The organism is Citrobacter sp. W9 (genome assembly GCF_026719375.1).
GTDB lineage: Bacteria > Pseudomonadota > Gammaproteobacteria > Enterobacterales > Enterobacteriaceae > Citrobacter > Citrobacter werkmanii.
Map to the genome: position 1 here is coordinate 277,219 of NZ_JAPPTE010000005.1, position 13,571 is coordinate 290,789.

The 13,571-nt window shown below is 55.6% G+C and carries 1 protein-coding gene; it reads right to left on the reverse strand.

The features are described from left to right. Nucleotides 1-25 precede the first annotated feature (25 nt). Nucleotides 26-13,558 carry an Ig-like domain-containing protein gene (locus OOJ59_RS10895; protein WP_268063389.1) on the reverse strand — a complete coding sequence of 4,511 codons (13,533 nt, stop codon included), beginning with the start codon at nucleotides 13,556-13,558 and terminating at the stop codon, nucleotides 26-28. Between the last annotated feature and the right edge of the window lie 13 nt (nucleotides 13,559-13,571).

Consider the following 13,571-nt stretch of genomic DNA (forward strand, 5'->3'; position numbering starts at 1 on the left):
CGTCCTGTACGGGGGAAACGGTTATTTATTGATGGTGATGTTGCTGATCGTCCTGATTATCTTCGACGCTCTGGCTAATGCTCATCACTTGTGCCGCGAAGCTGGCTGCTTCATGCGAAGAGGATTGATCCGCTGCAGAATGCGGCGCGTCACTTTCATCGCTGCGGGCGTCGTCCATGCCTGCAACGACGCTGCGGCTACTGGTATCCACCGTAAAGGCGATATCCTGACGTTCGCTATTCCCGGCACTGTCCTGCGTGCGCAACACCAGAGAATGTGGGCCATCCTCCAGCGCCACAGGCACGTCGAACTGCGTAGAGCCAGACGGCGAAGGCACCAGCGGATGCGTGACACCGTCCAGTTCAACGCTGGCATGGGTAATGCTGGCGTCCAGGTTGAACTCAAAGACCGGATGCGACGACTCCACTTCTATGGTATCCCAGGTGTCCTGCTCGCTACTGTACAGACTGCTGCGTAGCGACACCGGGTCATCGGTTCCAACATCCACATCGTGCGTCACGGTGCTGGTGTTATCCGCCACGTCGGTAATGGTGAAGGTAAGCTGATGCTCGCCCTGCGCCACATCCTCAAGCTGGAGATTCCAGTTACCGTCTTTATCCACGTTTGCCGTCAGCACATCGCCATTATCCAGTGAAACGCTAACCAGGGCTCCCGCTTCGCCATGCCCGCTAAACGATAAGGTTGACTCATCGGTCTGCCACGTTTCTTCCTGGCTACTCGTACCATCGAAAGTCACATCAAAATTATCGACATGGGTATCGACCGTGAACTCAACCGACTGGCTGGCGGTATTACCTGCCGCATCGCTGACATTCACCACCAACGTCCAGGTGCCTTCAGCCAGCGCCTCTTCAGGTGTCCAGATCCAGTGGCCTGATTCATCCTGCGTGGCGCTGTGGGTTTCGCCGTTTATGGTCACCGTTACGGTAGTTGCATCAGGATCGATGTTACTCAGGATAAACGTTGGGGTGTCGTCCTTAGTAATGTTGTCCCCTGAGGCACCGCTATCGCTGCCCGCATCCAGGGAAACTGTCGGCGTGCTGACCGTGGTGTCGATGGTGTAATCCAGGGACGCATCCGTGCTATTACCCGCCGCATCGGTCACGGTCACCACTAACGTTCCGCTGCCGTCCGCCAGCGGGGTGTCCGGCGTATACGTCCAGTTACCCTGCTCATCCTTGGTTGCGCTGTGCGTTTCACCGTTCAGCGTCACCATCACTGACGTGGCGTCCGGGTCGATATTACTCAGGATAAAGGTTGGCGTCGTATCCTTCGTCAGATTATCACCCACCGTACCACTATCGCTGCCCGCATCCAGGGCGATCGTCGGCGTGCTGATAGTGGTGTCGATGGTGTAATCCAGGGACGCATCCGCGCTATTGCCCGCCGCATCGGTCACGGTCACCACTAACGTTCCGCTGCCGTCCGCCAGCGGGGTGTCCGGCGTATACGTCCAGTTACCCTGCTCATCCTTGGTTGCGCTGTGCGTTTCACCGTTCAGCGTCACCATCACCGACGTGACGTCCGGGTCGATATTACTCAGGATAAAGGTTGGCGTCGTATCCCTGGTGATATTATCCCCTGCCGTTGCGGTGTCACTGTCCGTATCCATCATTACTGTTGGTGTGCTTAGCGTACTGTCAATGGTGAAATCCAGTGAAGATTCCGCAGTGTTACCTGCGCCATCCGTGACTTTCACCTTCAGGGTCCAACTACCGTCTGACAGCGCAGTTTCCGGCGTATACGTCCAGTTACCCTGCTCATCTTTGGTTGCGCTGTGCGTTTCGCCATTCAGCGTCACCATCACCGAAGTAACATCCGGGTCAATATTGCTCAGGATAAAGGTTGGCGTCGTCTCATTCGTCAGGTTGTCACCGACATCACCGGTATCGCTGCTGGCATCAAGAGCCACCGTCGGCGTACTGATACTAGTGTCGACGGTGAAATCCAGGCTGGACTGCTTAGTATTCCCTGCCGCATCGGTTACTTTCACCTCAACGGTCCAGTTACCGTCTGCCAGCGGGGTTTCCGGCGTATAGATCCAGTTACCCAAAGCGTCTTTGGTCAGGGTTTGCGTATTGCCGTTTAAGGTCACCTCTACCTTCGTCACATCAGCGTCAACGTTAGTCACGACAAACGTCGGTTTAACGGTTTGCGTGATGTTATCGCCCACCGTGCTAGTATCGCTTGCCGCATCCATGGCGATGACCGGCGCGCTGAGCACAGTATCAATAGTAAAGCTAAAGGATTGCGTTGCGGTATTTCCTGCCGCATCCGTTGCGCTCACCTGAACGTCACATTCGCCGTCACTTAGCGGAGTTCCCCATGTTACGGTCCAGACGCCATCGCTGATCTTCGTTGCCTGCACCGTCGTTCCATCAATCGTTACGCTCACCGCAACGACATCCTTCTCGATGTTACTCAAAACCAGCGTCGGGGTTGAGTCATTGGTCAGGTTGTCGCCCAGCGCACCACCGTCTGAGGTTACATCCAGCGCCACGGCTGGCGTCGTGAACATCACATCAAGGTCGACAGGCACGCTGATATTGGTGGCAGAATCCTCTGCCTGAATGCTGACTTTACCGCCATCAGGATAGTTAATCGCGGTACTCCAACTGCCGGAGCTGTTGACATTAACTGTGGTGATAACGTTGCCGGACTCATCCTTGATAACAATGGTCGTTCCCGCTTCCGCCTTGCCTGAGAGGATCCACAGGTTCCCCTCTTCGTTCCAGGAAGAGATCTCTACCGTTGGCGTATTTGGCGCAACGCTATCGACCAGAATGTCATGGTTAATGGTTTGGGTATTGCCGGCAGTATCTTTAATGGTGAAGGTTAAGTTGCTGGTCCCTTCAGGCAACGCGCTGGCCTTGATGCTCCAGGTGCCATCGGCGGCAACTGTGGTGGTAGCCACCACCATCCCTGCCACCATCAGGGTGACAGTAGCCCCCGCCTCACCGACGCCATTAAAGACAGGCGTGCGGTTGTTAACTACCCATTTATCGGCCGAACTGTCTTTGTCGTCCTGCACGTTGGCGGTGAACTGGCTGATGGAGGTATCAATCACTATCGTGAAGGTTGAGACGGTACTGTCGTTCCCCGCGCGGTCTTCTGAACTCACCTGGACGGTCCATGTCGCATCGCTAAGCAACATAGGATTAACGTTTACGCTCCATTTTCCTGTACCGTCTGCCCAGACGTTGCTAACGGTCATTCCATTAATTTTGACAGTGACATAGCTGTTAGCCTCAGCCATACCGCTCAGCTTAATACCTGCAGAAATATCATTGATGTAAATCGTACCATCAACGGTGTGGTCAGCGACGCTCTCTCCGTTAATATTGTCCAGCGTGACGGGAGTATCGTTAACCGTATCGATCGTGAACTTCTGATCGCCAGTGGAGGCCGTATTGCCGGCGGCATCGGCAATATCAAAGCGGATGGTATGGCTACCGTCGTCCAGCGCTTGCGGAACGGTATATTGATAATTTCGCCCGGAGATCGTGATGGTTTCCACATACTTACCATCAATATAAACCTTGACGGGCTGACCCGTTTCACCGTTGATCTGGAACGTCGGCGTCGTTCGGGCGGTAACATAATCGTTAGAGTAGAGGCCACCATCAGGATTCATTTTATCCAGCTCAATCCAGGTGCTGGTATCGACCGTAACCAGAATGCGTGCCGACTCTGCGGTATTGCCCGCCGTATCTTCCGCCACTACGCGGATGGAATATTCACCGTCAGCCAATGTAGTCGGGTATTGCCACGTCCAGTTGCCTTCGGCATCCGCCGTTACCGTTGCGACCGTTTTTTCATCCACCAGAATAGAAATCGTCGCCCCCGGCTCTCCCGTACCATGGAAGGCAGGCGTATTGTCGCTGGTTATGTTGTCATCCAGCGAGCCTGAGTTAGATGCGTCATCCAGGTTGATGGTCGGATAATCGGTATGGCTATCCAGCGTGAAGACAAACGGATCGCTGGTCTGGCTGTTTCCGGCCACATCCGTGATCTGTACCGTCAGGCTGTACTCGCCATCATCATTGAGGATCAGCGGTACCGTCCAACTGCCATCAGCCGCTACGGTAACCTGGCCTGCCGCGACACCATTCAAATAGACGGTAATCGTAGCGCCGCTTTCACCGGTACCTGTGACACTCAGCGCTTTACTATTGGTCAGGTCCGGCAGCGTATCGACGCTAAAATTGTCAACCACGGTATCAATAACAACGGTAGTCGTTGCACTGGTTGCGGTATTGCCTGCCGCATCCGTCGACACCATTTTAATATCATAAGAACCGTCGGCGCTTTCCGGCATCGTCCAGCTCACTGTCCCTGCCGCATCGGCGGTTACCGTGGCAACTTTTTTGCCATTGACATAAACATCAACCGTCGCATTAGGATCGGTGACTGCCGTCAGGGTTGGCGTAGTCACTTTGGTGATGGCGTCCAGCGTGTCCGCACTGTTGGAATCACGACTCAGGACTACGTCAGTGATGCTATTTTGCGTATCGCGGGTAATATCGATATTTTTGGAGACGGTATTGCCAGCAGCATCGGTGGAAGTCACCACAAAGGTTTGCATCCCCTCCTGCAGCGTAATTTCCGTACTCCATGCACCATCGCTCTCCACGGCAATGGTAGCCAGAATCTCGCCCTGCGTATTGGCGATCGTAACGGTTGAGCCCGCTTCTGCGGTACCGTCAAGGTGAACGCTGGTTTTTTGGGTGATGTTGTCGGTATCGCTGGTGCCGGTATCATCCGTATCGCGTAAATCAACGGTCAGTGGCGCAATATAGGTATCGAGAACAAAACTCTCCGGGCCGAAGGTTTCTGTGTTACCCGCCACATCTGTTACCGAGAAGCTAATCTCATGCTCTCCGTCAGCGCCAATGTTTGTAATCGATGCCAGCCATTTACCATCACTGGCGGCGACCGTTTCCACCACTACACGACCGTCAATCATCACCTTGATATGCGCGCCGGCTTCAGAGATTCCGCTCACTACCGGGGTATTGGTGTTCAGATACCCTTCATCGTTTAATCCGTTAATATCCCAGTCAAGAGGAACCACATGCGTGTCAATGACCAGACTTGCAGGGTCAGATTTTACCTCCTCCCCGTTGTTCGGGTTAATGATGCTCACCTCTATGCTGTAGGTCCCTTCAGCCATTTCTGGCAGGTTAAAGTTGTAGCGTCCGGTTGAGTCCGTTGCCGCGGTACCAACCACCTCACCGTTAACATAAATCGTCACGGTGCTGCCCGGCAGCGATGTCCCGGTAATTGATGGCGTCGTATCATTAGTGACAAAGTCACCAATGGAACCGCTATCCGATGCGGTTTGTAGCTGCAGTGTCGGTGGATCGACGTCGATCAGCGGAATGATAAAGGCGAAGTTAGTGGCGTCAGAGACGTTACCCGCTTTGTCGGTCGCGACGACGCTAATAATATGATCGCCAGAGTTAATGGCGCTCGGCGGCGTCCATGACCATGTTCCGTTGCTGTCCGCCACTACACTGGCGACAGTAACGCCATCAATACTTATCACCAGCGTCGATCCTGCTTCCGCAGTACCGCTGAATTCTGGCGCCAGACTTAAGGCTTCATGGTTATTCCCGGGATCGGACTCGCTCAATGCAACACCCGGCGCGTTAACCACTGTATCGATAACAAAATCAATGTTGCTTGCCTGGGTGTTTCCGGCCTTATCGGTCGCGGTAACCGAGATGGTATAGTTGCCATCAGTCAAATCACCCAGCGTAATAGACCAGGTCCCGTCCGAGGCAGGAGAGATCGTTTGGGTCTGAATCGCATTACCGCTCTCATCCAGCACGGTCACCACCAGCGTTGCGTCTTTGTCCGTCAGACCGCCGAACGTAGGTGACGTATCTTTGGTGATTTTATCCGTCTGCGAAGAGCCTGTATCAGAAGAGGCCAGCAGCTCCACCGACAGCGCAACGTGTGTGTCGATGGTAAAATTCATGCTGCTTTCAGCGGTATTACCGGCTTTATCCGTAACGGTCACTTCTGCGGTGTAGTTACCATCCGCCAGATTGGCTGAGGTAACCGTCCATTCCCCAGCTTCATTTTGTGTCGCCGTATATTTCGCACCGTTTATAACAACAAACACGGTATCAACATCGTCCGGCACGCCGGAAACTATGAACGTCGGCTGCGTATCATTGGTTAACGAATCACTTGAGCTATCGCCAGAATCACTGGCGCTATCCATCGAAATGGTTGGCTGCGGGATCTGAGTGTCAATCGTAAAAGTCAGGGTCTCTGTCTGGTGGTTGCCCGCGACATCGACCATCTCCACGGTTGCGGTGTAAGTACCATCCGCTAGCATGTCAGCGGTATAAATCCACTCGCCCTGGGCGTTTTTCTCCAGCGTCTGCGTGTGCCCATTGAGCGTGACGGTGACGGAGGTGAGTTCCTCCGCCGCGCTAATCTGGATACGCGGCACTGAGACGTTAGTCAGGTTATCGGTGGTATTCTGCCCGGTATCATCCAGCAGCAGCACGGCAGGAGAGTCAACCACCGTATCAACGGTAAAGTTATAGGTTGTCGATGCGCTGTTACCCGCATTATCCGTAAAGGTCACGACCACGCTATATGCGCCATCCGCCAGGCTTTGCGGTACCTGCCAGCTCGTTGTCGACGGATCCAGTGACAGCGTCGTGTCACCAAGAGTTACCGTTATACTGGCGATATCGGCAGGTACGCCGCTGATACTGATAACCGGTTTCGTCACGTTGGTGATGTTATCATCAGTGCTGCCGCTGTTGCTGCCATTATCCAGCGCCAGAACCGGTGCCGAGCAAATGGTATCAACGGTAAAGCTCATTGAGGATGATTTGGTATTGCCTGCATCATCTTCAACCTTAACAGTTGCGGTATAAGTTCCATCCGGGAGGGCATCAGCATCGGGTAACTGCAAGCCCCATACTCCATTCTTTTCCGTCGCGTTATAGGTTTTATTGTTGATAGTGACAGTGACGCTATAAGCGTCGCTATCGATATTATCGAGCGTGAAATATGGCGTCGTATCGTTGGTTAGGTGATCGTTTGACAAGGTCCCCGTATCACTTGCAGCCGCTAAATCGATTGTTGGCGTGCTAAGGGTGGTATCCACGACAAATTTGAGTTCGGTGCTGGCGGTGTTACCCGCTTTATCCACTACTGAAACGTCGAGAGTGTAGTTGCCATCTGCCAGTGCCGGAGCCGAGTAGATCCAGCGGCCGGACTCATCCTTCGTCAACGAAGTCACCGTGCCGTTGAGGGTTACGCTCACCGACTCCACATCCGCCGGAACGCTGATTTCAAATTCAGGGGCATTGCTCTTCGTTATGTTATCGCTGTCGGAATAGCCCGTGTCGTCACCGACGACAAAGTCCACCGATACCGACGTTTGCGTATCAATGGTGAAGGTCAGCGGAGTTTCTTTGGTATTTCCGGCGTTATCCGTCACAGTGGCAATTAAGGTGTAAGTGCCGTCTGCCAGCGCTTCATCCGGCGTAAAACTCACCGGCTGACTGGTCAAATCCACAGGAATATCTTTGCCGTTCAGGTTCACCGTCAGACTATAAACATCTTTATCCAGCGAACCAAACTCAAACGTCGGCTGGGTATTGTTAGTGTAATTATCGGCGGAACTACTGCCGCTGTCGTCCTCGTCTTTAAGATCCACCGTCACAGGTGTAAGCGTTGTATCGATAGTAAAGGTGAAAGTTTCCTGGGTTGTGTTGCCCGCTTTATCCATCACGTTGACGACAATCGAATGCTCACCATCGGACAACGCCGAGCTGGCGGTGTAGGTCCACTTGCCATTGGTTTTCGTCAGCGTCTGAGCATCACCGCCGTCCAGTGCCACCGAGACATGCGTAACATCTGCGGCAACGCTAATATCAAAGCTTGGGATGGTATCGTTCGTTAAATGGTCATCCGAAGAAAAACCGGTATCATCAGACATGGTAATCTGATCGATTGCCACCGTGGTATCAATGGTAAAATCGAGATCGGACGTCCGTTCGTTCCCCGCTTTATCGGTTGCCGTGACCGTTATCGTATAGTCCCCATCGGCCAGTTTAGGAGCCTGGAATACCCACTCGCCGTCGGCATTTTTGGTGACGTCATAGTCGACACCTTTCAGGGTGACGATAACTGAATAGATATCACTATCAACATTGTTGATAACAAATTCGGGCTGCGTTTTCGACGTCAGATTATCGTCGTCGCTATCACCCGAGTCGGATGAGCTGCTGAGATCGATAGTTGGCGTCGATAATGTAGTATCTACTGTAAAGGAGAAGGTCTGCGTTGAGGTATTTCCCGCCCGATCCTGCACTTCCAGGATCATTTTATGATTGCCATCCGAAAGTGCCGATGGAGGCGTAAAGCTCCAGTTACCGCTGCCATCCTGCGTCAGCGTAATCGGCACCCCATCAAGCGTAATGACGGCATGCGTCACGTCGCTGTCCATGTTGCTTATCAGGAACGTGGGCTTATTGTTACTCGTCAAATGATCGGTAGCGTCATAACCCGTGTCATCACCCGCGTCGAACGCAATAGTCGGTACGGAAAGCTGGTTATCAAAGGTGATCGTTTTCGTGTCGCTGGTGGTGTTCCCTGCAGCATCTTCAACGGTAACGGTCAGCGTGTAATCTCCAGCGACAGAGAGTATCGGCGAGGTGACGGTCCAGTCACCGTTGGCATTTTTCACCACGGTACAGGCAAGACCGTTAATCGTTGCCGTCAGGCTGACGACATCATCAGAGGTGGTGACGTTAAATATCGGTTGGGCAGCATTCGTGATGCCATCGGAGGACGAATCCCCGGTATCTGTCGTCAGAGTGATGGAATTAATATCCACCGAGGTATCCACGGTGAAATCATATGTCGACGTTCTTTGGTTTCCTGCTTCATCAGTAACGCGTACATCCAGCGTATATTTCCCTTCAACAAGGGCGGTTTCTGGAGTATAGGTCCAACTGCCATCCGCTTGTTTCTTAATGGTTGTCGTCGCGCCGTTCAGCGTCACTTCGATGCTGTAAACATCTGCCGGCACATTGCCTAGTTCAAACGTAGGTTTTGTATCGTTGGTAACATTGTCGCCTACCACACCACTGTCATCCGCCGCCATCATCTTGACGGTGAGCGGCTCCAGGGTGGTGTCAATGGTGAATGTTTGCGCGCGATTCGCCGTATTGCCTGCGTCATCCGTAACGGTCACCGTAAGCGTATATTCACCGTCCGCAAGGGCAGATGGCAGAGTCACCACCCACTTCCCTTCCTGGAAAATGGCATCCTGAGTCAGTGAGCCTATGCTGACAGTGACAGCATGCGCATCAGCAGGCGCGGTGATCGCAAACGTTGGGGTGGAATCGTTGGTCATCCAGTCGTTTTGCACGCCGGTATCACTTTGCAGAGTAATACCGTCCACGCTGGTGGAGGTGTCAATGGTCACGGAGAGTGAGGTCGTCTTTTCATTACCTGCATCATCAACAACCGTCAATTGGGCCTGCCAAACCCCATCCGGCAGATCGGCGGGAACGGTAAAGGTAGCACTGCCATTTTCAACCGTAATAGGCCATGTCTGACCGTTAATCGTCAGTGAAACGCTGACAACGTCGCTATCGATATTGCCGATCACAAACGTTGGGCGCACATCCTGAGTGACATTATCTGAATCACTGTGCCCCGTATCGCTATCGCTTGAAAGCTGCAGCGTCGGCACAGAAAGGGTCGTATCAACCGTAAAATTGAGATCTTTATTACTGGTATTACCCGCTTCATCTGTTACGGTAACCGACACAGTATGTGCTCCATCGGCGAGCACCGCGGTGGAAAAATGCCACTTTCCATCGGTCTGCTTAGAAGCTTCACCAGCCGCTTTACCATCAATCATTATGCTGACATGCGTGACATCATCCGGCACGCCGATCGCAAACTCAGGTGTATTCACATTGGTTTGGTTATCGGTGGTGCTTGAACCGGTATCATCCAGAAGCACGATAGAGTCGATGTGAGTGACAGTATCTATTTCAAACATGGCAGCGTCAGAGGTGCTCTGATTACCCGCCATGTCTTCAACCGTGACCGTTATCGTATATTGCCCATCGTCCAGCGCAACCGGACAGGCCCAGGCTCCGCTTTCGTAGGTTTCACTGTCCAGTGTCCAACTATCTTTATAGCTGCCATCGCTACTCACAATCGCTATCGTAATCGTATTGACGTCATCAGTATCCACGCCACTAATCTGGAATTGCGGCTTCGTCTCATTAGTCAGCCCATCGGTCTGGCTGTCACCCGAATCAGATACCGTCGCAAGTTCGACTGTCGGTTTATCGACAATGGTATCGATAGTAAAGCTAATCTTACTGTCAGCACTGTTACCTGCCACGTCAGTCACCGTCACAGTTGCAGTGTAACTGCCATCTTGCAACTCATCAGGTAGGGTGAAAGAAGTACTCTTGCTCAGATCTATTGTGTAGTGCTGCCCGGTGCTCAACGTCAGGGTAATAGTGGCGACATCGTCCGGAATATTGCTGAACTTAAACGTCGGTGTTGTGTCCGCAGTATAATTATCTGTCGAGCTCTCTCCCGTGTCAGACGTCTTATCCAGCACAATATTGACTGGCAGAACCTCTGTATCCACCGTGATAGCCAGCGCCGCCGAGGTCGCGGTGTTGCCGGCGTCATCGGTCACCTGCACGCTGATGCTGTAGTCGCCGTCCGCCAGTTCCGGGGCGGTAAAGGTCCACTTGCCCTCAGCCTTCACGGCGTCATAGGCGGTGCCGTTGATAAGAACCTGCACCTTCGTCACATCCGCATCGATATTCCCCAGCGTAAAGGCTGGCGTGGTGTCGTTCGTGATGTTGTCGCTGTTGAGGCTGCCGCTGTCTGACGCATCCGCCAGATCGATGGTCGGCACCGACAGCGTGGTGTCCACCGTAAAGGTCAGGATGGCCGAGTCCGCGGTGTTGCCCGCCAGATCGGTGACGGTGGCCACGATGGTGTGGTCGCCGTCGGCCAGCGCGGTGCTGTCAATATGCCACTGCCCGTCGGCGGTCTTCGTCGCCGCCACCGGCTTACCGCCGTCGATGCTCACCATCACGCTGACGGCGTCGTTCTCCGTGGTGATGGTAAAGCCCGGGGTAGCGTCGTTAGTCTGGTTGTCGCCGGGGGTACCGGTGTCGTCGCTCAGGGCGATCACCGGCGCCGCCACGGTGGTGTCCACCGTCACAGCCAGCGCGGTGGAGGTCTGCACGTTCCCCGCGTCGTCGGTGACCTGCACGGTGATGCTGTAGTCGCCGTCCGCCAGTTCCGGGGCGGTAAAGGTCCACTTGCCCTCAGCCTTCACGGCGTCATAGGCGGTGCCGTTGATAATGACCTGCACCTTCGTCACGTCCGCATCAATACTGCCCAGCGTGAACGCCGGCGTGGTGTCGCGGGTGATGTTGTCGCTGTTGCTGCTGCCGCTGTCTGACGCATCCGCCAGGTCGATGGTCGGCACCGACAGCGTGGTGTCCACCGTAAAGGTCAGGGTGGCCGAGTCCGAGGTGTTGCCGGCCAGGTCGGTGACGGTGGCCACGATGGTGTGGTCGCCGTCGGCCAGCGCGGTACTGTCAATATGCCACTGCCCGTCGGCGGTCTTCGTCGCCGCCACCGGCTTACCGCCGTCGATGCTCACCATCACGCTGAACGCGTCCGGATCGGTGCTGACAGTGAAGCCCGGCGTGGCGTCGTTAGTCTGGTTATCCCCCGCCGTGCCGGTGTCGTCGCTCAGGGCGATCACCGGCGCCGCCACGGTGGTGTCCACCGTCACAGCCAGCGCCGTGGAGGTCTGCACGTTCCCCGCGTCGTCAGTCACCTGCACCGTGACGCTGTAGTCGCCGTCCGCCAGTTCCGGGGCGGTAAAGGTCCACTTGCCCTCTGACTGCACGGCGTCATAGGCGGTGCCGTTGATAAGAACCTGCACCTTCGTCACGTCGGCATCAATACTGCCCAGCGTGAAGGCCGGGGTGGTGTCGCGGGTGATGTTGTCGCTGTTGCTGCTGCCGCTGTCTGACGCATCCGCCAGATCGATGGTCGGCACCGACAGCGTGGTGTCGACGGTGAAGGTCAGTGAGGACGTTGCGGTGTTACCGGCGAGGTCGGTGACGGTGGCCACGATGGTGTGGTCGCCGTCGGCCAGCGCGCTACTGTCAATATGCCACTGCCCGTCCGCGTCCTTCGTCGCCGCCACCGGGGTGCCGCCGTCAATGCTCACCATCACGCTGACGGCGTCGTTATCCGTGGCAATGGCAAAGCCCGGCGTGGTGTCGTTAGTCTGGTTATCCCCTGCCGTGCCGGTGTCGTCACTCAGGGCGATCACCGGCGCCGCCACGCGGGTGTCCACCGTCACAGCCAGCGCCGTGGAGGTCTGCACGTTCCCCGCGTCATCGGTGACCTGCACGGTGACGCTGTAGTCGCCGTCCGCCAGCTCCGGGGCGGTAAAGGTCCACTTGCCCTCAGACTGCACGGCGTCATAGGCGGTGCCGTTGATAAGAACCTGCACCTTCGTCACATCCGCGTCGATACTGCCCAGCGTGAACGCCGGCGTGGTGTCGTTCGTGATGTTGTCGCTGTTGCTGCTGCCGCTGTCTGACGCATCCGCCAGATCGATGGTCGGCACCGACAGCGTGGTGTCGACGGTGAAGGTCAGTGAGGACGTTGCGGTGTTGCCGGCGAGGTCGGTGACGGTGGCCACAATGGAGTGATCGCCGTCGGCCAGCGCGGTGCTGTCAATATGCCACTGCCCGTCCGCGTCCTTCGTCGCCGCCACCGGGGTGCCGCCGTCAATGCTCACCATCACGCTGACGGCGTCGTTCTCCGTGATGATGGCAAAGCCCGGGGTGGTGTCGTTGGTCTGGTTATCCCCCGCCGTACCGGTGTCGTCGCTCAGGGCGATCACCGGCGCCGCCACGCGGGTGTCCACCGTCACAGCCAGCGCCGTGGAGGTCTGCACGTTCCCCGCGTCATCGGTCACCTGCACCGTGACGCTGTAGTCCCCGTCCGCCAGTTCCGGGGCGGTAAAGGTCCACTTGCCCTCAGCCTTCACGGCGTCATAGGCGGTGCCGTTGATAATGACCTGCACCTTCGTCACATCCGCATCGATACTGCCCAGCGTGAACGCCGGCGTGGTGTCGTTCGTGATGTTGTCGCTGTTGAGGCTGCCGCTGTCTGACGCATCCGCCAGATCGATGGTCGGCACCGACAGCGTGGTGTCCACCGTAAAGGTCAGGGTGGCCGAGTCCGCGGTGTTGCCGGCGAGGTCGGTGACAGTGGCCACGATGGTGTGGTCGCCGTCGGCCAGCGCGGTGCTGTCAATATGCCACTGCCCGTCCGCGGTCTTCGTCGCCGCCACCGGCTTACCGCCGTCGATGCTCACCATCACGCTGAACGCGTCCGGATCGGTGCTGACAGTGAAGCCCGGCGTGGCGTCGTTAGTCTGGTTATCCCCCGCCGTGCCGGTGTCGTCGCTCAGGGCGATCACCGGCGCCGCCACG